Origin of the sequence: Campylobacter concisus, from assembly GCF_002912895.1 — a bacterium.
In the GTDB taxonomy this organism is placed as follows: domain Bacteria; phylum Campylobacterota; class Campylobacteria; order Campylobacterales; family Campylobacteraceae; genus Campylobacter_A; species Campylobacter_A concisus_G.
Genome location: NZ_POZX01000010.1, coordinates 1 through 21,947 on the forward strand (window position 1 = coordinate 1; position 21,947 = coordinate 21,947).

A 21,947-nucleotide genomic window follows, 5' to 3' on the forward strand; every position below is an offset into this window, starting at 1 on the left:
CTTTTACATCGAGCTATTTTGATCGAGCAAAATTTCTTGATTTGCTTCGTCAAAGTGGTCGCCTTTTGCGTTATAAATTTTAACTCCATATAAAACTTGTGAGTTTTCAACTCTTTCGGTAAAAATTCTATCAGCACTTTTATCTATAAAATTTGTATATATATACTCGGTACCAAAAGCACTTGAATAGCCGATTTGTGAATATCTAAAATCTATATCAAAAAGATCACCAAGTCCCAAAAATAAGTCGTTAATAGGACTTAGTGAGTTTGCGATGAAAAGATTTTGTCTATCTCTTTGTGCGATGGCATTAAAGATATTTGGTAAAAAATTTATCTGTGTGCTTAAAAGTGCGTATGGCTTTATCTCAAAGCCTCTCATCTGCGTTGCTACAAGAGAAGCTTTGACGATTGGGATGTTTAAAAATATACTTGCGTCATCAAACTTGGATTTTTTGCTTAAAGTATCATTTAAATTTATATCTTTGCCTACGATAGAGGCTTCATGATAATCGCTACTTTGCATGCGGACATATTCATTTAGCTTTTGTCCTAATGAACTACCATCATCAAATGCAACTATTTTTTCGTTCGAGTAAGCTAGCAAAGCTGAAATTTGCTCTTTATAATCAATGCCACCAAAGATCAAATTTGGTTTTGGATTTATGATAAAAGAGCTATGAACGCTTGGAATGTAGATAAGCTCATTTGATAGAACTAGCGAATTTATAATGTTTGCACCATTTGATGTAAGGGCTGCGATAAAATAATTAAAGCCTTGGGCTCTAGCCGTTTGCATAGCATTTGTAAGACTTTGTGGGCTTTCATCGTTGCTATTTATAAATTTGATCTCGATATCCGCATCTTGCTTTAAGACATAGCTTAAGACCGCATTTGATACAACATTTGCATAAGATTTTATAATCTTTTGTGGGATGATTACAGCGATTTTGCCGCTTTTATTAACTTTTAAAATAGCTTCACCACCAAGAGAGATATAAAGCTCCAAAAGAGCGTTGTCGTCTATTTTTGCTGGCTCAAATCTCGCCATAAAGCTGGCCAGTAAATCAGCCTTAATAAGCTCATTTAAACAGGCATTATCACAAAATTCTGGTTCTAAATTTATATAAGTAATCTTTGCTGGAGGTATGCTTGATAGACTTTGGTTTTTTGTAACGTTACTCTCAAAATTTATCTCATCTTGCGATGCAAAAATAGTCGAAAAAATGGCTAAAAAAAGTAAAATTTTTCTCATATCACTCCTTTGATCTTTCTTAAATCATCTATAAAAATATTTTCAAAACTAGGATTTTTGCTGATCCACTCTGGCGAAAACGTTGGTAAAATAAGGCTATTTTCATTTTTTAAAATACTACCTCTTATGCTTGCAAATCCACCTTTTAGCAATAAATTTGGATATAAATGCATAAAGGCTTTCTCTCCTAAAGTCACAATTATCTTTGGCTTTATCAGCCTAATCTCTTCAAACAAATAAGGACGACAAAGTTCAATGGAATGGCTTAAAATCGGACTTTTATCATCATTTTGTGAAATTTCACACCGAAGTAGAGAACTTATATAAATTTCTTTTATATCTAAATTTAAACTATTTTTTATAGCATTTTCTAAAAATTTTTTACTGTTATTTTCATAAGAATCATTTTTTTTAGAAAATAATATAAACATGATTTTGCTATTTTCATTGCCGATGCCGGCTGTTACGCCTTTTGAGCTGTTTCGCAAAGAGCAAAGAGAACATTTTTTTACTTCGCGGTTTAGCTCATCAATATTGTTGTAATCATGATAATTGCTTAGACTAAGAAAATTCTTATCAATAAACTTATAGCCAATTAGTTTTAAGAAAAATAATTTTTTTAAAAGCCTATTGTCTTTATTAAAATTCATTTTTGGATTATAACTTGATTTGCTTAAAGTTTGAGTTGTGGCTTTTTAAGCTAAGTCATTCAAAGGAATTTAAGTATTGCTTTGATAAAATCCCACTTTTTACATTAACTTTAAGGATAGAAATGAAAAGGACTTATCAACCTCATAAAACCCCTAAAAAACGCACTCACGGCTTTCGCTTAAGAATGAAAACTAAAAATGGTCGAAAAGTAATAAACGCTAGACGTGCCAAAGGTAGAAAAAGATTGGCTGCTTAGCTGGTTTTGAGTCGTTAAGCGGCTCAAAAGAATTCTCTCAAGTTTATAAAGAGGCTAGCAAGTGGCATTGTGATGCTTGCGTTGTTTTTTATAAACCAACAAATGAAAAAAAAATAGCAGTAGTTGCTAGTAAAAAAGTAGGAAAAGCGGTAGTTAGAAATAGAGCTAAAAGACTTTTGAGAGCCGCTTTTTTTAACATTTCTAGTGAATTAAAAGATGGCACATATATTATGATCGCAAAAAATGGAATTACAGAGATTTCATTTGAAAAAATTTGTAAAAATTTAAGTTGGTCTACAAAAAAAATGGGATGTTTAAAATGAAAAAAATTGCGATTAAAGCTATCGCTTTTTATCAAAAATATATTTCCATACTTCTACCAAAAAGCTGTCGCTATTATCCGACTTGCTCACAATACGCGATTTGGGAATTTCAAACAAATAGTTTTTTTTCTGCTTTTTTTGCAACCTTCATGCGAATTTTAAAATGTAATCAGCTTTTTAAAGGCGGTATCAGCTACCCAATCATCTACAAAAAATTTAACTTATGTTTTATATCTCAAAAAAGTGATACCAGAAATGTAAATTTTTGGTTTGTCCCTTGTCAGAATAGTAAATTTTATGTCGTAAAAGTATTAGATAAATTAAAGGAAAAAAAATAAAATGGAACAGATGTCTATGCAAAAAAGGTTGCTTCTTGCAGCGCTTTTATCTATTGTTTTTTTTATAGTGTATGATTTTTTTATGCCAAAAAGAGTGATACCTGAGCAAAACCAAACTACAATGTCTCAAACAATAGATCAAAATAAAGCTCCAAATATAAATCAAAATACACCAAAATCAAATGAAAATTTGGCTTCAAATGAGATAATCGCTACTATCAAAGGCCAAAGCTACGAAGCAAAGATAGATAAGCTAGGAAGAATTTCAAAATTCTATTTAACTGAAGAGAAGTATAAAACTGAAGATGGCAACAAAATCGAGCTTGTTTCACAAAATCCATTGCCACTTGAGCTTAGATTTAACGATAGTACTTTAAATACCGATGCTTTTAAAGTTGCATATAGTAGTGACGCTAGCGAGATAGATACTAGCAGCGAGCCTAAAATGATAAAACTTACTCAAAATTTAGATGGAGTTACAGTTACAAAAAATATCAAATTTTACCCAAATGGCAGATATGAAGTTGAAGTAAATTTAAGTAAAAGTGTTGATTATTTCATCACTCCTGGCTTTAGACCAAATATTGCGATAGATAGTTATACAGTTCATGGTGTTATGCTTAGAAACACAGACGATAGCCTAAACATCATAGAAGACGGTGACGCCAAAGAGGTTAAAAACTATACAAATACCACAATAGCGGCCGCATCTGATAGATATTACACAACGCTATTTTACTCATTTGAAAAGCCATTTGAAGTAGCCGTAGATAAAGATTCTAACAATAATCCTATTCTTTTTATAAAGGCAAATAATAATTTAAAATTAGGCGCATATATCGGACCAAAAGAGCATAAAATTTTAAGTTCGATGGATGAGAGATTAAACGACGTTATTGAGTATGGTTGGTTTACATTTATAGCAAAACCGATGTTTGCATTTTTAAATTTCTTGCATAACTACATTGGCAACTGGGGCTGGGCTATAGTTGTGCTAACACTTGTTATAAGGATAGTTTTATTCCCGCTTACATACAAGGGTATGCTATCTATGAATAAGCTTAAAGAGCTTGCTCCAAAGGTAAAAGAGCTTCAGACAAAATATAAAGATGATAAGCAAAAAATGCAAGTTCATATGATGGAGCTTTATAAAAAGCATGGTGCAAATCCGATGGGTGGATGCTTGCCGATCTTGCTTCAAATCCCAGTATTTTTTGCGATCTACCGCGTCTTACTAAATGCGATCGAGCTAAAAGGTGCTCCTTGGATACTTTGGATACACGATCTTTCAGTAATGGATCCATATTTTGTATTGCCTATTTTGATGGGTCTAACTATGTTTTTACAGCAAAAACTTACACCAACGACATTTACTGATCCTATGCAAGAAAAGGTGATGAAATTTTTACCTCTTATATTTACATTTTTCTTCGTGACATTCCCAGCCGGTCTTACACTTTACTGGTTTGTAAATAACGTTTGCTCGGTTGTTCAGCAAGTATTTGTAAATAAACTTTTTGAAAAACATAAAAAAGCTGCGGAGGTAAAGGCTTAATGAAAATAGAAGCAAATACCCTTCAAGAGGCATTTCAAAAAGCAGCCGAGCAGCTTAACTGCTCAGTAACTCAGCTTGATATAAAAGTTTTACAGCATCCAAGCAGTGGTTTTTTGGGATTTTTTAAAAGAAGTGCGATCATCGAAGCAAATTTAGAAAATCAACCAAAACCACAACACAAGCCAAAAAATGATAAAAATTTTGTTAAAAAAAATGATGAGAACGAGGCTATAAAAGAAGATAAAAAGCAAGCTAAAAAACACGATCATAGTGATAAAAAGCGAAGCTCTAAAAAACATAGAGATGAAAAAAGCGAAACTAAATTTGAGCAAAAAGAGCATAAAAATGAAAAGTCAAATTTAAATGAAAAAAATGAAGCTCTAACTAAAGATGCGTTTGCTCAAAAGAGTGAAGAAGAAGCTGAACTAGGATATGTGATAAAGAGACTTGATGAGGCAAAAGAAATAAAGGAGCCACAAGCTAGCAAAAATGCTCCTAAAAATATTTTAGATAATTCTATTATTGAAAATTTTAACCAAACTAATGAAGATAGTGCGGCTCAAGCTTTACAAAAAGAAAAAAAAGAAAAAGCAGCAATCGACTTTGATAAAATTTTACCTGAGATCAAAGATGGCATGAACCGTTTTTTTAAGGCAAGTTGTTTTGATATTAGTAAAATTGAGGTTAGCAAATTTGACGATGAAACGGTGCTTATAGAGCTTGATGGAGCTGATGCGGCTCTACTTATAGGTAAAGAAGGTTATAGGTATAAAGCGATATCTTACATGCTTTATAACTGGCTAAATTCAAAATACAACCTTGCTATCCGCCTTGAAATCGCGCAATTTTTGCAAAATCAAGAAGCGATGATGGATCAATATCTAAATGGCGTGATCGAGCGTGTGCAAAATAGCGGTAGAGCCCAAACGAAGCCACTTGATGGGGTTTTGGTTAAGATCGCGCTTGAGAAGCTTCGCGAGAAATTCCCAAATAAATATGTCGGCATAAAAAGCGGCAATGACGGCAAATTTGTCGTTGTAAATGACTTTTTCAAAAAATGAGTGAAACTATTGTAGCCCTTGCCACAGCTTATGGCATCGGCTCAGTTTCTATTGTAAGGCTTAGCGGCAAGGACGCTCTAGGCATCTCTTTAAAACTCCTTAAACTTTCAAATTTAGAGCCAAGATACGCAAAACTAGCCAAAATCTACTCCCTTGATGATGAAATTTTAGACGAGGGCATCGTTATATATTTTAAAGCCCCAGCAAGCTTTACTGGCGAGGACATCTTCGAATTTCAAACTCATGGTGGCGTTATGGTGAGTGAGAGAATTTTAAATGAGCTAATAAGAGCTGGTGCAAGGCTTGCTATGCCGGGCGAATTTAGCAAGCGAGCATTTTTAAATGGCAAGATGGATCTAGCTAAGGTCGAGGCGATGCAAGGGCTCATCACTTCAAAAAGCGAGATCGCTGCTAAAATTTTGACCCGCCAGATGCAAGGCGATCTTAGTAAATTTGTAAGCGAGATCAGAAGCGAAGTAGTCAAAACTCTTGCTTTTGTTGAGACGATGATTGACTATGCTGATGATGATTTGCCAGCAAATTTACTAGAGCAGACTAAGCAGATGCTTTTAAAAAATAGTGAGAAGCTAGAGCGCATAGCAACACTTAGCGAGCAAAGAAGAGGGCTAATAGATGGCTTTAAAATCGCTATCGTTGGTAAGCCAAATGTTGGCAAAAGCTCCATTTTAAACTCGTTTTTGGCATACGAGAGGGCGATCGTTAGCGACGAGGCGGGCACGACCAGAGATAGGATAGAAGAAAATTTCAAGATCGGCTCACATCTGGTTCGCATAATAGATACCGCTGGCATCAGAAAAGATGCTGGAAGGATCGAACAAATCGGCATAAACTACTCAATCTCTGCCATAAACGAAGCTGACATCATCCTAGCTGTCTTTGACGGCTCAAATATAAGCGACGAGCAAGACAAAGAGATAATTAGGCTAGTTTCAAACTCAAATAAAAAAGCCTTTTTTATCCTAAACAAAAGCGATCTGGCATTTAAATTTGACATAAATTTGGACGGTGCTATCAAAATTTCAGCAAAAAATGATACGAGCGTAGTTTTAAAAGAGCTTGAGAGCTACCTCAAGACACAAGACACCGACGAGATCATGCTAAGCTCAAACCGCCAAATTTTAAGCTGTAAAGAGGCGAGTGAGGCTTTAAAAAGAGCCTTTTTGAGACTCAGCGAAGAGGAGCTAGAAATTTTTGCTTATGAGCTAAATAGTGCGATAAAGGCGCTTGCAAGCATCACAAAGCCATTTGAGAGAAGTGAAATTTTAGACGAGATGTTTAGCCATTTTTGTTTAGGAAAATGATAGTTTTTTTGGTTAAAATTTTCGTTTTTTAAAGGAGATACGATGAAAATTTTACTTATAAATGGCGGTAAAAAATTTGCCCACTCAGATGGCAGGCTAAATCAAACACTTCATGATCTTGCATGCGAGAAGCTCGCAAAAATGGGTCACGAGATAAAGCAAACTGTGATAGATCATGGCTATGATATAGAGGCTGAAGTCGAGAAATTTCTCTGGATGGACGCCGTAGTTTGGCAGATGCCAGCTTGGTGGATGGGTGAGCCTTGGATAGTGAAAAAATATATCGACGAGGTCTTTACTGCAGGCCACGGCAAGCTTTATACGAGTGATGGCAGGCACAGGGTGGATCCAACTAAAAACTATGGCAAAGGCGGCTTGCTAAATGGCAAGAATTTTATGCTAAGCCTTACTTGGAATGCCCCAGCCGAGGCATTTAGCGATCCAAATGAGTTTTTTGATGCGCGTGGGATCGATGGGGTTTACTTTCATTTTAGAAAGGCAAATGAGTTTTTAGGCATGAAGCCACTTCCATATTTTATGTGCAATGATGTGATCAAGATGCCAGATGTACCAAGATACATAAAAGAGTACGAAGCGCATCTTGAAAAAGTTTTTAAAAATACGAAATAGAAATTTAAAATAGAAACAAAACTGCAAATATAAATAAAAGTGGCAATAAAATAGCTACGAGCTAGGTTTTAAGATTTTGCCACTTTTTATTGCTATGCTAGCAAAAATAAAACACTGGCATAAATTTTTAAAATACTGCTACAAAAAGACCTTATCAAAGTAGGCAAAAATCTCTCAATAATGCTTTATCCTGCTAAATTTCAAAAGGCTTTTTAGTAACTTTTTATAAGCAAGATTGTAAAATGGCTTAAAATTCTTAAAAGGTTACATCTATGGATAAAGCTACCATACAAGCACATAAAATCAGCGACGAAGAGTATGAAGATATCTTAAAAATTTTAGGACGCGAGCCAAATTTACTAGAGCTTGGCATATTTTCAGCGATGTGGAGCGAGCACTGCAGCTATAAATCAAGTAAAAAATACCTAAACGGCTTTCCAACAAAAGCGCCTTGGGTTATCCAAGGACCTGGCGAAAATGCTGGCGTCATCGACGTTGGCGACGGGGTTGCAGCTGTATTTAAGATGGAAAGTCACAACCATCCAAGCTTTATCGAGCCGTTTCAGGGCGCTGCAACTGGTGTCGGTGGAATTTTAAGAGATGTCTTTACTATGGGTGCAAGAGTTGTTGCGAATATGAACTCACTTCGTTTTGGTGAGATAAGAGGCGAGGGTGAACTAGCTAAAAAGCATAGATATCTACTAAAAGGAAGTGTCGCTGGCATCGGACACTACGGCAACTGCATGGGTATCCCAACGATCGGTGGCGAAACCACATTTGATCCTAGCTTTAATGGCAATATCCTAATCAACGCCTTTGCACTTGGCCTTTGCAAAAGTGATGAAATTTTTTACGGCAAGGCTGAAGGTGTGGGTAACCCAGTCATTTACGTGGGCTCAAAGACCGGTAGAGACGGACTTGGCGGCGCTGTTATGGCGAGTGATAGCTTTAACGACGAAAATAAATCACTTCGCCCAACGGTGCAAGTAGGCGACCCATTTGCCGAGAAGCTGCTTATGGAGGCGTGCTTAGAGCTCTTTAAAAAAGACTACATCATCGGCATCCAAGATATGGGCGCAGCAGGACTTACAAGCTCTAGCTTTGAGATGGCTGGCAGAAGTGGCAGCGGTATGAAGATGTATCTAGATCGCGTGCCGATGCGCGAAGTTGGCATGACGCCTTATGAGCTGATGCTAAGCGAGTCTCAAGAGCGTATGCTAATATGCGCCAAAAAAGGCTATGAGCAAAAGGTACTTGAAATTTTTAGAAAGTGGGACCTTGACGCTGAGATCATCGGCGAGGTCACAAGTAGCGGCGTGATGCAGCTTTACTGGCATGGTGAGCTTGCAGGCGAAATTCCTATCGGCCCACTTAGCGAGGCAGCTCCAGTGCTTGATCGCCCAGTTGCACGTCCAAAATACTTTGACGAGATAGCAAATTTAGAAATTCCAAATAACGTTGATAACAAAACCGCATTTTTCAAGCTTTTAAAAGAGCCAGAAGTGCTCAATAAAAGCTTTATCTACGATCAATACGACGCAAATATCCAGACAAACACGATAAAACAACCTGGCCACTTGGGTGCTGCAAGTATCAGAGTAAAAGGCACTAAAAAGGCCGTCTCTATGGCTGCTCAGTGCGATCCTAGAGCAAATTTTGTTGATCCTAAAATTGGCGCTGCAAGAGCCGTCGCGGCAGCTGGCAGAAAGGTAGCGATGAGCGGTGCTGTGCCACTTGCGATCACTGACTGCTTAAACTACGGCAACCCGCAAAATCCAGAGGTAATGTGGCAGTTTAAAGAGGGATGTGAAGGCATAAAAGAGGCTTGCCGTGAGCTAAATACGCCAGTTGTTAGCGGCAACGTGAGCCTTTATAACGACACTGACGGCGTGAGCGTCTATCCGACACCAGCCATTGTTACAGTTGGCGTAAATGAAGATGCAAATTTAAACCTAAAAAGCACATTTTTAAGCGAGGGCAGGGCGATTTACTTGCTTGGCGAGACAAGCGGAGAATTTGCAGCTTCGCTTTACGCAAAGGCGCTATTTGATGTGGTTGGCGGTAAGCTAAAAGAGGTTGATTATAAAGCTGAGAGAGCCCTTTGGGACCTAGTGATAGAGGCAAATAAAGAGCAAATTTTAGAGTTTGCAAATAGCGTAGGCGTAGGCGGTCTTGCTATCACGCTAGCAAAAATGGCTAGCATCTCAAACATCGGCATAAATTGTGAAGTGAAATTTAAAGAGCCAAATTTTATCTTTGATGAGAGCTTTTCAAGAGCGGTTGTGGGCGTGAAAGACGAGGCTAAATTTGAAGCGCTTGCGGCTAAATTTGGTACGAAATTTGAAAAGATCGGCGTTAGCGGAGGCAAGAGATTTAAACTAAATGATATCGATGAGAGTGTGGATGAGATAAGAGAAATTTATCTAAATGAGTTTACAAAAATCGTTAAAAAAGAGGATTAAGAAATGGCTTTAAAAAAGAGCAAGGTTGCTGAGGCTGAAAATGAGCAAAAGGAAACAGAGCAAGTTGAAAAGCGGGGCGTAGCAAAACCGCCAGTGCTTTTTAGTAAGACACAAAATTTAATAAAATCGATCGAAAAAAGACTAAACGCCACCTTGATAACTTACTATAATTCAAATGCTGGTAGCGTTTGTGGCAATGATGCGAGTGCTATGTATGAAATTTTAAAGGGTAAAAAGATAGATACTGCTTATCTTTTTATAAAAAGTGATGGTGGAAGCGGTATCGCCGCTCTTAGGATCATCACTACACTTAGAAATTACTGCAAAAATTTAATAGCTCTAATACCTGCAAACTGCGCCTCAGCTGCTACCATGATGGCACTTGGCGCAAATGAGATCGTCATGGGTCCACTTGCCTATCTAACGCCTGTTGATACTTCACTCAAACACGAGCTTAGCCCGACAAACAAAGGCAATGAGCTTGTGAGCGTTTCGATGGACGAACTTAGTCGTGTTGTCAAGCTTTGGAAAGAGCAAGATAAAGATAGGCCAAACGACACAAACCCTTATAATTCGCTTTATGAGTATATTCATCCGCTAGTCTTTGGTGCGGTTGACCGTGCTAGCTCGTTATCGCTTAAGATTTGCACCGAGCTTCTTAGGTATCACATCGATGATGATAAAAAGATCGCAGAAATTTCTGAAAGGCTAAATGGCGACTATCCAGCTCATGAATATCCGATTCTTTTTAGAGAGGCGCACGAGATCGGTCTTCATGTAAAAAAGATGGATGATGATCTAAATGAAATGCTTCAAGAGTTAACGCTACTTTACTCTGAGATGGGTCAGCGAGCTTTTACTGACTATGACGAAAATAGCTATCACGATAACAATATCGCAAACATCATTGAAACAAATGGCAAGCAAATTTATTATCAGATAGACAAAGACTGGTTTTACCGCCCTGAAGAGCGCCGTTGGAATGTGATGAACGACGAGAGCTCTTGGCGTAAAAACGAGCTAGTAAATGGCAAAATAAAAAATACTATCTATCACTTGTGGTAATATGTCTGGAGTCCTGTTTTTACTGATATTAGGCGGTGCGATATTTCTCTTTATGAATGTCCAAATAGGTAGTAACCGCAAGAAACAAGCAGATGTAGATGAGGCTAAATTTCTAGTCTCACTGCTTGCAAAAGTAGCTAAAAGTGACGGCAGAGTTAGCGAGCTAGAGGCTAGGCTGATCACTCAAGTGCTAGATGATCTAAGCCAGAAAGTTAGCGGCGTTAGCGGTGTGCGTGAGTATCTAAAAGAGGTTTATAAGAGCCAAAAAGAAAATGTAGATAACGCCTACGAAACCGCTAGAAACTACAAGAGTGCTTTTAATCTAAACTACGATATATGTGTCGCTAGGCTCACATTTTTTCTAAATTTAGCCTACATCGATGGAGAATTTAATAAAAGCGAGCAAGATGTTATAAGAAATATCGCTTATGGATTTGGCATTGATAAAGAAACGCTTGATGAGATCATCTTTAAATTTGATAGCTTTTATGGCTCAAGATTTGAGGCAAATACTGATGAAGTAGTCCAAGAAAAAGATACATTTGAGGTTTTAGGACTTAGTAAAAATGCAAGTCTTGAAGAGGTAAAAGCTCGTTACAAAGAGCTTGTAAGGCAGTATCATCCCGACATTTTAATGGGTAGGGGCGAGAGTAAAGAGGTGATCGAGCGCTCAACTAAAAAGCTTCAGGAGATAAACGAGGCTTATGGGCGATTAAAAGAGAAATTTGGAGTTTAGATGAAGAAATTTATTATTTTGCTGCTAGCGGCGGCTGGCTTTTGTAATGATTTTAAAGTGGTAAATATCGATGGAAAAGAGATAAAATTTAAGCTTACGCAAAGTGAGCTTTATCAAGATCAAAAGTTAGTCATCAGCAACTACGATGTTAAAGATAGCAATGTGAGCATAATATTTGTCGATAAAGATGGCAACAAGAGCGACATTATGTCAGTTCAAACAAAAAAATTAAATGAAATTAGTGAGTATATCTTTTCGTATGATCGCGGTATAAAGGTGATGAAATTTAGCTCGAAAAAGCCGATATGCGAGACGCTTGAGAAAGAGGAGCCTGTAAATTTAAGCGTATTAGATGCGAGATATTTTGATGGCAATCAAATTTCAAGCTATGCCTTTAGTGTTGATATTGTTGGTCAAAAGCGTGAAAACTTTGTAGAGAGAAAAGACTATTATATAGATGCAGCTGCAAATGTTATGGTTACGCTAGAAGCCTTATCGATAAAGAATATCGCAAAAGATATAAAAATGGGCCAGCTTCTGCTTGTAAAAGGTATGTGTTTAACAAAAAGATAAAAAATTTAATAAAGGAGAAAAAATGAGAGCGTTGCTTAGCGTTAGCGATAAAGAGGGCATTGTAGAGTTTGCAAAGGGGCTAGAAGAGCTTGGCTGGCAGATACTTTCAACTGGTGGCACCTACAAACTTTTAAAGGCTGAGGGCGTCAAAGCTACTGAGGTTAGCGAATTTACGGGCTCACCTGAGATGTTTGAGGGCAGGGTAAAGACCCTTCATCCAAAGATACACGGTGGCATCTTGCACAAACGCAATGACGCTACACACGTGGCTCAGGCAAAGGAGTATGGCATCGAGGGCATCGACCTAGTTTGCGTAAATTTATATCCATTTAAAGAGACTACGATTAGGACTGATGACTTTGCCGAGATCATCGAAAATATCGACATCGGCGGCCCAGCCATGGTAAGAAGTGCGGCTAAAAACTTTAAAGACGTGCTTATAGTCACAAGCGTGCTTGACTACGATGAAATTTTAAAACGCCTAAGAGAGAAAAGCGATGATTACGAGTTTAGAAGATCGCTGATGATAAAGGCGTTCGAGCATACAGCAGCCTATGATAGCATGATCGCAAACTATATGAATGATAGGTTTAATGGCGGTTTTGGCGATGCTAGATTTATCGTGGGAAGCAAGGTTTTTGACACCAGATACGGCGAAAATCCACACCAAAAAGGCGCGCTTTATGAGTTTGATTATTTCTTCACAAATAACTTTAGAGCGCTAAAAGGCGAGGCAAGTTTTAATAATATGACCGATATAAATGGTGCCTTAATGCTTGCAACTAGCTTTGATGACGCGCCAGCAGTGGCTATCATCAAGCACGCTAATCCTTGCGGCTTTGCGGTAAAAGATACGCTACTTGAGAGCTACGTGGCAGCGCTTAAGTGCGATCCGATCTCAGCATACGGCGGCGTAGTCGCGATAAATGGCACGCTTGATGAGGAGCTAGCTAAAAAGATAAATGAAATTTACGTTGAAGTAATCATCGCTGCAAATGTCGATGATGCCGCGCTTAAGGTATTTGAGAGTAAAAAACGCATCAAAATTTTCACTCAGGATAATAAATTTTTAGTCCGCTCAAATGATAAATTTGACTTTAAGCACATCGATGGTGGATTTGTATTTCAAGAAAGAGATTTCGTAAAAGACGAAGAGCTTGAAAATATGAAGCAAATGAGTAAGAAATTTGCGACTGGTAGTGAGCTAAAAGACGCTCAGATAGCGTGGAAAGTGGCTGCACTAACAAAGAGTAACTGCGTAGTTTATGTAAAAGATGGCGCGATGGTGGCTATTGGCATGGGTATGACTAGCCGTGTGGATGCTGCTCGTGCGGCCGTAGCAAAGGCAAAAGAACTAAAGATCGATCTAAGTGGCTGCGTGCTTGCAAGTGAAGCGTTCTTCCCATTTAGAGATAGCATCGACATCGCTAGCAAAGTCGGAGTAAAATGCGTCATCGAGCCAGGCGGTAGCATCAGAGATGATGAGGTGATAGAGGCTGCTGACGAGCACGGCATGTCGCTATATTTTACTGGCGTTAGACACTTTTTACACTAAAATTTAGGGGCGCTTTGCCCCTTACTTCACACTTTATAACTTTAAATTTTATATAATCCTTCAAAAAAGGAGCTCACATGAAAAAGATATTAAATTTTCTCTTGGTTTTGGTGGTATTTTTGGGTATAAATTTGATGGCTAAAGATGAGTTTATAAAGGAGCAGACGATGGCAGGGCAAAATCTGAAAGAAATTTATTTAGCAGGTGGCTGCTTTTGGGGCATGCAGGGATATTTTAAAAAGATATTTGGCGTGGTAGATACAAAAGTGGGCTACGCAAATGGTAAGAGTGAGAGCACGAGCTACCGTGAGCTACATGAGAGCGATCACGCTGAGACACTTTATGTCAAATTTGATGAAAACAGGGTCGCTTTGGCTGAAATTTTGGCTCATTTTTTTAGAGTGATCGATCCGACCTCTCTAAATAAACAAGGCAATGACGTTGGTAGGCAGTATAGAAGCGGAATTTACTATGTGAGCGAAAGTGATCTGCCAACGATAGAGAGCTTTATGAAAATAGAACAAAAGAAATTTAAAGATAAGATCGTGGTTGAGGTGGCGCCACTTAAAAATTTCGTCTTAGGTGAGGAGTATCATCAAGATTATCTTGATAAAAATCCTTTTGGATATTGTCATATTGACCTAGGTTTAGCTGATAAACCGCTTTACGATGAGGCGAAATTTAAGCCGCTTAGTAAAGATGAGCTAAAGAAAAATTTAAGTAGCGAGCAGTATGCCGTGACGCAAGAAGCAGCGACTGAGAGGCCATTTAGCAGTGAGTATGATAAATTTGATCAAAAAGGTATTTATGTAGATATTACAAGCGGAAAGCCACTTTTCTCAAGTGCAGATAAATTTGATGCAGGATGTGGCTGGCCAAGCTTTACAAAGCCTATCACGACAACAGCTCTTTCATATAAGGAGGACAACTCGTTTATGATGAAAAGGGTCGAAGTTAAGTCTCAAAATAGTGACGCGCACCTTGGGCATGTTTTTGACGATGGCCCAAGCGATAAGGGTGGGCTAAGATATTGCATAAACGGTGCGAGCCTTAAATTTATACCGCTTGAAGATATGGCTAGACTTGGATACGAGGAATTTATACCTTACGTAAAATAGCTTTTGTTGAAGCAAATCAATAGTTTAAAAAGTTTAATCAGAGTATAATTCTCCAAAATTAAAAGGAGAAAAAATGAGCGATTTTTTCAAAAATGCGGAGCAATTTAGTGTTGATGGTGCAACCGTGCCATTTTATAAATTTAATGAAAATGGTGTAAATTTTGTTGGCTTTGACTCACGTCCTTGCGTGCCGCCAGAGCCAATGGTCAATGCATTAATCGCTATTAAATTTGCTGATAAAAATACAAAAATTATGATGCTAAATCATAAATTTCCAGCTGGTCTTATACCAAAGATAGATAAGAGCTTTGATATAGAGCGTGAAGATATAGATGGTGGGGCTGTAAAGATGATTTTTAGCCTAAAAGACGGTGCAAACATAGAAGACGTAGATACGAGTCTTTGCCACTAAGATGCTTTTAAATACTTACGCACCACCATTTAAGTTAGTCGGTGGATATTTTATTGCTGGGATTTTCTTTTTAGCATTAAGTGTGCCGGCATTCTTTTATGCAGATTTTGATGCTATCAGCTCACTAAATACAGCTGGTTTTTTGCATATATTTTTTGTTGGCTTTGTTATCAGCATTATCATCGGAGCGCTCTATCAGCTAACCTCAGTAATCTTAGAAAAGCCGTTTTTTACTGCAAAAGGTGCTATTTTAAATTTGGCTATTTTTTGTCTATCATTGCTGGGCATGTGCTACGGGATGTTATTTACTGAGGCTAAAATTTTACAAATTAGTGGAGTTTTGCTTTTTTGCTCGCTTGCTTTTTTTGCTACGACTTACGCATTAAGCTTTATGGATAATGAAAAAAAGAGCTTTGCGGCCTTTGCACTTTTTGTTTCAGCTATCTTTTTGGTAATTGGAATAACGCTTGGTTTTTGCTTGCTTATGATACTTAGTGGCACGCTGATGCTTGATTTTGAGATGACACTAAAATTTCACGTCTATTTTGTGCTAGGTTTTGTATTTCTTGTGATACTTGGAGCTGCTAGCGTACTCTTACCTATGTTTGCATTGGCTCACGATCTAAAATTTACACTTAGCAAAGCCTCGCTAACATGCTATATTTTGGGAGGTATCTTACTAGCTTTTAATGAAAATTTGTCTGTTTTGTCAATATGTGTGGCAGCTTTACTTTTTATAGCTCAAGCACTTTATATTTTAAAAAAACGCGTTAGAAAGGCGTATGATTACTGGAATGTAAATATCGTACTTTCACTGGTGGCTTTACTTGGTGCTGCTGTTTTTATAGCTTTGGATAAATTAAATTTAGCTGCATATTTTTTAATATATGGCTTTTTGTTTGCTTTTATTGTAGCTCATCTTTACAAGATCGCACCATTTCTCATATGGTATCACTACGTAGCACCTTTTGTCGGAAAGGTAAAAGTGCCACTTCTTGATGCCATGATACTAAAAAAGATAGCTTATTTTGGTATAGCTTTTAATGCTATCTCACTTCTTTGCTATCTTCTCTCAACTTGCTTTGAACTAGAAATTTTAGTGCAAGCTGGTATGATTTTTATAGCTCTTAGCATAGTTTTGCTATCAATCAATATAATAAATATTTTTAGATTTACTGGTTTTAAAGGATAAAAAATGAAAGAAAAAATTTATAATGCACTGTCAAATATCGTTGATCCAGAAGTTGGCTTTGATATCGTTTCGCTCGGACTTATATACGATGCTAGCTGCGATGAAAATGGCAAAGCAAAAGTTACTATGACGCTTTCAACCAAATCTTGCCCACTGCACGAAATGATACTTGGCTGGGTAGAAACTGCCGTGCTTGATATAGAAGGTGTCAAAGAGTGTGAGATCGATCTTGTCTGGGAGCCTGAGTGGAATATACAAATGGCAAGCGATTTTGTAAAAGCACAACTTGGAGTTTAAATTTTAAGTTTTTAGATTTGAAAGTTTGTAAATTTTTAATAAGCTAGAGAGCAAAAGCTCTCTAGAAATTTTAAGGAGTTTGTTTTTTATTAGTCCATTTGATGGCGCATAAATGATGGCACATCAAGTTGTGACATATAGTCTTCGTCATATCCACCACTAACTTTTTTAAGTCTTAATATACGCTCTTTTTTTATGATATCGTTTGCATTAGAAGTTTGTACTTCATCTTTTTTTTCAGTTTCTTTTTGTGAGCTTTGAAAACCTGTGGCTATTATTGTAACTTCAACCTTATTATCTTCTATTTTGTCATCAGTTGTTGTACCAAATATAATTTCAGCATCTTCATCTGCTGCCTCATGAATAATACTCATCGCATTATTGATATCAGCTAGTGGGCAACTAGGGCTTATTCTAAAATGAACTAAAATACCAAATGCGCCATTTATTGTCATATTATCAAGAAGTGGTGATTGTATAGCATTTTTTATAGCTTCTTGTGCTGCATCTTCGCCACTTGCTTCGCCAACACCCATTAAAGCTAGTCCTCTATGGCTCATAATCGTTCTAACATCAGCAAAGTCTAGATTTATGTCGCTTTTTCCTGAGTCAAGTACAATCGTACTCATGCCATTTACAGCTCTTGCAAGTACTTCATCGACCATTTCAAAGCTTTCTTTTATACCAGCATTTTTATCAATTAATGTTAGGAGCTTATCGTTTGGAATGACAACAATAGAATCGCTTTCTTTCCTGAGCTCTTCAAGGCCACAATCAGCCAATTTTCTACGTTTTTTTCCTTCAAACATAAAAGGCATAGTAACAACTGCAACTGTTAGTGCACCAATATCTTTTGCAGCTTGAGCAACTACTGGAGCTGCACCTGTACCAGTTCCACCACCAAGTCCTGTACCGATAAAAACTATATCTGATGTCTCAAGTGCACTTTTTACTTCATCGTAGCTCTCTTCAGCAGCAGCTTTTCCTATTTCAGGTCTCATGCCTGCACCTAGACCTTTTGTTGTTTTCTCGCCTAGTTGAATTTTCGTATGTGCAAGAGAATTTTCAAGAGCCTTAGCATCTGTATTAGCAACAATAAGATCTATATTTAAATTTGGATTAACTCTTATTATATGGTTGACCATATTGCCACCACCTCCACCTACACCTACGACCTTTATCTTTGCACCATAGATGCTTTTATTTTCTTCTACTGTGAAGCTACTCATTTTTGAAATTCTCCTTAAAATAATTGTGTAATACTATGCCAAAATTTTGCAAAAGCATTTGGCTTTTTTTCTTGTTTGCTAATATCTGCAATATTGGCAAGCTCTTCTTTATTTTTTGATTTATTTGCTACCTCTAATTCAAAATCTTTATCAAAAAAACTATCCTCTTTTTCATTTGGATCCTGCACCCCTTGTCCAAAATTTTGTACATTTTCTTCTTCTACATAAACATTTCTAAAATTTGCTTTCGGTTTTGAGGCTACTTCCCCTTGGTATCTCATTTTTTTCTCAGAATCAATCTCGTATGGGCTAAAGTTGCCAGCACCATATAAACAAAGTCCTATAGCACAAGAATTTGCTGGATCTCTTAAAATTTCAAATAATCCATCCATCTCTTTTGGTTTTGCTATACGAACTGGCATTTTGTCAAATATCGCGGATGCAAGATCTCTAATACCTTCTAGCTTAGTCATACCGCCAGTAAGTATTATTCCAGCACCAATGCTATCTTTATAGCCACTATCTTCTAGCATCTTAGCAAGTACCATAAGAGTTTCTTCTGCTCTGGCATATATAACATTTGATATTATGTCTAGTGAAACTTCGTGACTTTTTGTTTCATCTCCAAGGATCGGGAGCTCTATTAAATCAACTGACTTATTTATTAAAGCACCATAACCTAATTTTATCTCTTCTGCCTTTGGAAGAGGTGTATGCAGAGCCATAGAAAGATCATTTGTAATGTTTGCTGAGCCAACAGGTAAAAATTCATTGTATCTTATAGAATTTCCAGAATGTACTACAAGATTACAAGTAGCGCCACCCATATCAACAAGTGCAGCACCAAGCTCTTTCTCATCTTTTGTTAATGTTGCTATCGCAGAAGCATATCCTGAAAGTACTATATTATCTAGTTGAACACCTGCTAAATTTATGGCTTTTCTTAGGTTGCTAATAGATGACTTTTGTACTGTAACAATATGTGTTTGAACTTCTAGCCTACTACCGTTCATACCTATTGGATCTTCAATATGTTCTTGTCCATCTACTTTAAAATTATAAGGAAGAACATGTAGTTTTTCATACTCATGAGGTATATCAGCTGTATGATCGGCCATTTGCATAGCACGTTCGATCTCTTTTATACCTATTTCATGATTTGGTATATTCACTACACCACTACTGTCAACGCTTTTTGTATACGCACCAGAAATAGAAACTATGACTTTTTCATAGCGTATTCCTGCAACTCTTTGTGCTTCTATTAATGCATTTTTTATAGACTTTGCAGCTTGCTCAATATTGGTTATAACACCTTTTCTTATTCCTTGTGTTTTTTCAGTTCCAATTCCAATTATCTTAATGCCATTTTCATCATGTTGTGCTATTACTGCACAAATCTGGAAAGAGCCGACATCTATACCTAAAATTTTTGTACTCAAGATAAATTACCTTTTGATATATTCTTTAATTTCATAGTATTTTTTAAGTTTGTTTGTTAAATCTTTTATTAGCTCATTATTTTTAAGCATTGTAACGTTCTGCTGTGTTATTTGCTTATAGTTATTATCTATATTATCTACAAGCAACTTTTGTTCCAAAATGTCGTATACAACGGCCTTATCCTCTAATATAACATAATCTTTTTTGTTGTTAGTTTCAAAAAGTTGAGAAACAAAAGCTCTAGTCTCACTTTCATTTAGTCCTAAGATAGAGCTATTTATATCTCTACTAATAAAGCCTATATCAGTTCCTTTGAAATTTTGTAAAGACTCTTTTGCCATAGTTGTTAAGTTTTCTTTTTTCTTTTTATCTTTGTAAATTTCAAGTACCATTGCTCTTGCTTGTTCAAAACTCATAGGTTGTGGAGGAGTTATGCTTTTTACTCTAACTATTAAATATCCATCTTTATATGTAAATGGTTTTATAACCTCACCAACTTTTGCACCTTTTATTTCATCAAGCGAGAATGTTGCATTATCTTCATTTATACTAACAAATTCATTTGTTGCAAGCTCAGCTTTTTTGATAGAGGTATATTTTTTTAAAGCATCGGTCTTGCTTTTCTCAATATTGTAGTCTTTGATAACTTCAGTCTTTACTTCGTCAAATGATTTGATTTTATCATCCGAGCCTTTGTATCTCTCCTTATTTTCGTTGTAGTAGTCACTCAAAGTAGTTTGATTTACATCATTTTTATTTGATTCTATAAAGTATGTTTCTAGACCGTATATAGTCTTTGTCATATATTTGTTTTTATTTGTTTCCCAAAGATCCTTTAGCTCTTTTTCATCTATTTTTATATCACTTTGATTAGCATTTATTATCTGTATTGCTAATTTGTCTTGCATAAAAAAGCTTGCTTCCATCATTGCAATATCTTCTTTGCTGGCTGGTAAATTTAAAATAGTTCTAAGTTTATCAAGTAGTATTGTTAGCTTTAAATTTTCTTCAAAATCAGTTGGATTTATTCTGGCCCTTCTTAAAATATCGTAGTATAAATTTTTATCAAAAGCACCATCTTTTTGAAATGTTGGATCAACGATTATATATTTTAAAATATCATCTTTGCTAACACTAAGACCTATATCGTCTGCAAAATTTAATAGTAAATTCTCTTGAATTGTAGCCTGAAGTGCAGCATTTTGTAATCCTAACTCATTAGCCTTTTCTTGCGTTAATTTACCATCAAAAAGGTTATTGTAGTATTGATACAAACTATCGTATTTTTGTTGCAGTTCTTGAATGCTTATATTTCTGTGTCCTACTTTTGCTACTGAAGTGGCTCGATTGCTGTTTAAATCATATGCTCCCCAGCCTACAAAGCCTGCTCCAACAAAGGCTATTGTACTTACCCAAATGGTAACAACTAGGTATTTTTTATGTTTTTGCATCCAAGACAACATTAAATTTTCCTTTAAAAGACTAACGAAATTTGTATGATATATTATATAAAATTGCCTTAAATAAGCTTAAAATAGGGGCTTTAAAAAATACCTTTGTAAAGAATTTTGCTAACAATTTTTAGTATTGTTAGCAAAATTTTTAAATACTATAATCGCTATAACCACTAGTTAAATGAAGCAATTTGCAGCTATTTTCTAGCAAAGCTATCTCTTTTGCAAGAAGCTGAGGGCTTCTACTGTATGCGTAAATGCCATACCCTTTGACGATAATAATATTTGTATTTTTTTCTAGCATATATCTATAAATTTCAGTTTCTGCACGCTCATACCAGTCGTCATATTGTTTTGGATCATAGACTAAAATTTCATTAAATCTCATATACCCAAAATAATCTTTCGATACGATTTTTTCATGTTTCATTGCGTAGGCAGTTGCGTATGGTGGCATCGCGTAGCAAACAAATCTTGCCTCATTTATATTTTTATAAATATTTAAGTGTATATCAGCATCAAGACTAGCTTCATTCCAACGATAGTCTTTTTTTGATGAAAGAAGCGTCAAGTCATCATCTTTTAAATTATCAAAAATAGCATTTTGTTTATTGATTATAAATTGATTTTTTTCGACTCTTGCTGAAATCGAGCCGTGAAAGACGCCAAAAAAATTCTTTCTAAACATAGAAAGTGATATCGTTTTTATCTCATTTATTGAGTGTTCTAGCTCCATTTTTTCTCCTACGTTTAAGCGATTATATTTTAAACTATCTTAAAATTTATGTAAAATTTTGTGTAATGATAGCTTTTTAAGTAAAATTTCGATAAATTTTCTACACTAATTACTATAAAGAGGCAGTGTTGCAAAGTCCACATATCAGTGTTTTACTCGATGAAGTTCTATCCTTTTTTAAAAATTTAAATGGAAATTTTATAGATTGCACGCTTGGATATGCCGGACATTCTAGTGCCATTTTGTCTCAAAATAAAAATTTAAATTTAATTGCCTGTGATAGAG

23 protein-coding genes are annotated in these 21,947 nt (G+C 36.3%); 17 read left to right on the forward strand and 6 right to left on the reverse strand.

Annotated features, from left to right (window positions below; translation table 11 throughout):
• Positions 1 to 3 precede the first annotated feature (3 nt).
• Positions 4 to 1,254, reverse strand: coding sequence for a hypothetical protein (locus CYP51_RS00935; protein ID WP_103624021.1), 1,251 nt, complete (start codon positions 1,252 to 1,254; stop codon positions 4 to 6).
• The gene (locus CYP51_RS00940) at positions 1,251 to 1,904 is read right to left on the reverse strand and encodes a uracil-DNA glycosylase family protein (protein ID WP_103624022.1); all 654 of its coding nucleotides are present in this window, start codon (positions 1,902 to 1,904) and stop codon (positions 1,251 to 1,253) included. Before CYP51_RS00940 ends, CYP51_RS00935 begins: the two co-directional genes overlap by 4 nt.
• Positions 1,905 to 2,026: 122 nt before the next feature.
• Here CYP51_RS00940 and rpmH point away from each other — a divergent pair, with 122 nt between their 5' ends.
• The 16 genes from rpmH (at position 2,027) to CYP51_RS01020 (ending at position 16,800) form a co-directional block, all read left to right on the forward strand.
• Positions 2,027 to 2,161: a 50S ribosomal protein L34 gene (gene rpmH, locus CYP51_RS00945; RefSeq protein WP_002940373.1), complete on the forward strand. Its 135-nt coding sequence runs from the start codon at positions 2,027 to 2,029 to the stop codon at positions 2,159 to 2,161.
• Positions 2,149 to 2,484 (forward strand): ribonuclease P protein component, encoded by a 336-nt coding sequence (gene rnpA / locus CYP51_RS00950; protein WP_103624023.1) that lies wholly within the window; start codon positions 2,149 to 2,151, stop codon positions 2,482 to 2,484. The genes rpmH and rnpA overlap by 13 nt, the downstream gene beginning before the upstream one ends.
• Positions 2,481 to 2,822 carry a membrane protein insertion efficiency factor YidD gene (gene yidD / locus CYP51_RS00955; protein WP_054196457.1) on the forward strand — a complete coding sequence of 114 codons (342 nt, stop codon included), beginning with the start codon at positions 2,481 to 2,483 and terminating at the stop codon, positions 2,820 to 2,822. The genes rnpA and yidD overlap by 4 nt, the downstream gene beginning before the upstream one ends.
• 1 nt (position 2,823) lies before the next feature.
• On the forward strand, positions 2,824 to 4,377 hold the full coding sequence (gene yidC / locus CYP51_RS00960) for a membrane protein insertase YidC (RefSeq protein ID WP_103624024.1): 1,554 nt from the start codon (positions 2,824 to 2,826) through the stop codon (positions 4,375 to 4,377).
• Positions 4,377 to 5,438 (forward strand): Jag N-terminal domain-containing protein, encoded by a 1,062-nt coding sequence (locus CYP51_RS00965; protein WP_103624025.1) that lies wholly within the window; start codon positions 4,377 to 4,379, stop codon positions 5,436 to 5,438. The genes yidC and CYP51_RS00965 overlap by 1 nt, the downstream gene beginning before the upstream one ends.
• A complete protein-coding gene (gene mnmE / locus CYP51_RS00970; RefSeq protein ID WP_103624026.1) occupies positions 5,435 to 6,760 on the forward strand; it encodes a tRNA uridine-5-carboxymethylaminomethyl(34) synthesis GTPase MnmE in 1,326 nt (441 codons plus the stop codon). Before CYP51_RS00965 ends, mnmE begins: the two co-directional genes overlap by 4 nt.
• Before the next feature lie 42 nt (positions 6,761 to 6,802).
• Positions 6,803 to 7,390, forward strand: a complete 588-nt coding sequence (locus CYP51_RS00975; protein ID WP_103624027.1) for an NAD(P)H-dependent oxidoreductase — start codon at positions 6,803 to 6,805, stop codon at positions 7,388 to 7,390.
• Between the two features lie 272 nt (positions 7,391 to 7,662).
• Complete coding sequence (gene purL, locus CYP51_RS00980; RefSeq protein ID WP_103624028.1) at positions 7,663 to 9,852, forward strand: phosphoribosylformylglycinamidine synthase subunit PurL; 2,190 nt, start codon at positions 7,663 to 7,665, stop codon at positions 9,850 to 9,852.
• A 3-nt stretch (positions 9,853 to 9,855) separates the two neighbouring features.
• On the forward strand, positions 9,856 to 10,917 hold the full coding sequence (locus CYP51_RS00985) for an SDH family Clp fold serine proteinase (protein ID WP_021090859.1): 1,062 nt from the start codon (positions 9,856 to 9,858) through the stop codon (positions 10,915 to 10,917).
• 1 nt (position 10,918) lies between these two features.
• The gene (locus tag CYP51_RS00990) at positions 10,919 to 11,653 is read left to right on the forward strand and encodes a TerB family tellurite resistance protein (RefSeq protein ID WP_103624029.1); all 735 of its coding nucleotides are present in this window, start codon (positions 10,919 to 10,921) and stop codon (positions 11,651 to 11,653) included.
• Positions 11,654 to 12,226, forward strand: a complete 573-nt coding sequence (locus CYP51_RS00995; protein ID WP_103624030.1) for a hypothetical protein — start codon at positions 11,654 to 11,656, stop codon at positions 12,224 to 12,226.
• A gap of 22 nt (positions 12,227 to 12,248) precedes the next feature.
• Complete coding sequence (gene purH / locus CYP51_RS01000; protein WP_103624031.1) at positions 12,249 to 13,781, forward strand: bifunctional phosphoribosylaminoimidazolecarboxamide formyltransferase/IMP cyclohydrolase; 1,533 nt, start codon at positions 12,249 to 12,251, stop codon at positions 13,779 to 13,781.
• Positions 13,782 to 13,858: 77 nt separating this feature from the next.
• Complete coding sequence (gene msrB / locus CYP51_RS01005) at positions 13,859 to 14,899, forward strand: peptide-methionine (R)-S-oxide reductase MsrB (RefSeq protein ID WP_103624032.1); 1,041 nt, start codon at positions 13,859 to 13,861, stop codon at positions 14,897 to 14,899.
• Positions 14,900 to 14,972: 73 nt separating this feature from the next.
• Positions 14,973 to 15,311, forward strand: coding sequence for a hypothetical protein (locus CYP51_RS01010; protein ID WP_087576898.1), 339 nt, complete (start codon positions 14,973 to 14,975; stop codon positions 15,309 to 15,311).
• A 1-nt stretch (position 15,312) separates the two neighbouring features.
• The gene (locus tag CYP51_RS01015) at positions 15,313 to 16,503 is read left to right on the forward strand and encodes a peptidase M50 (RefSeq protein ID WP_103624033.1); all 1,191 of its coding nucleotides are present in this window, start codon (positions 15,313 to 15,315) and stop codon (positions 16,501 to 16,503) included.
• Positions 16,504 to 16,506: 3 nt separating this feature from the next.
• Positions 16,507 to 16,800 (forward strand): metal-sulfur cluster assembly factor, encoded by a 294-nt coding sequence (locus CYP51_RS01020; protein ID WP_021091019.1) that lies wholly within the window; start codon positions 16,507 to 16,509, stop codon positions 16,798 to 16,800.
• A gap of 89 nt (positions 16,801 to 16,889) precedes the next feature.
• Here the strand turns inward: CYP51_RS01020 and ftsZ are convergent, their stop codons facing one another.
• The 4 genes from ftsZ to CYP51_RS01040 all read right to left on the reverse strand — a co-directional run bounded on the left by ftsZ (position 16,890) and on the right by CYP51_RS01040 (position 21,662).
• Positions 16,890 to 18,029 carry a cell division protein FtsZ gene (gene ftsZ / locus CYP51_RS01025; RefSeq protein ID WP_103624034.1) on the reverse strand — a complete coding sequence of 380 codons (1,140 nt, stop codon included), beginning with the start codon at positions 18,027 to 18,029 and terminating at the stop codon, positions 16,890 to 16,892.
• Positions 18,030 to 18,043: 14 nt separating this feature from the next.
• The gene (ftsA, locus tag CYP51_RS01030; protein WP_103624035.1) at positions 18,044 to 19,471 is read right to left on the reverse strand and encodes a cell division protein FtsA; all 1,428 of its coding nucleotides are present in this window, start codon (positions 19,469 to 19,471) and stop codon (positions 18,044 to 18,046) included.
• A 6-nt stretch (positions 19,472 to 19,477) separates the two neighbouring features.
• Positions 19,478 to 20,935, reverse strand: coding sequence for a peptidylprolyl isomerase (locus CYP51_RS01035; RefSeq protein ID WP_103624036.1), 1,458 nt, complete (start codon positions 20,933 to 20,935; stop codon positions 19,478 to 19,480).
• A 139-nt stretch (positions 20,936 to 21,074) separates the two neighbouring features.
• Positions 21,075 to 21,662: a class II aldolase and adducin N-terminal domain-containing protein gene (locus CYP51_RS01040; protein WP_103624037.1), complete on the reverse strand. Its 588-nt coding sequence runs from the start codon at positions 21,660 to 21,662 to the stop codon at positions 21,075 to 21,077.
• Between the two features lie 125 nt (positions 21,663 to 21,787).
• On the opposite strand from CYP51_RS01040, the gene mraW reads away from it, so the two are divergent.
• The coding region (gene mraW, locus CYP51_RS01045; protein WP_440588226.1) for a 16S rRNA (cytosine(1402)-N(4))-methyltransferase at positions 21,788 to 21,947 on the forward strand (160 nt) is incomplete at its 3' end.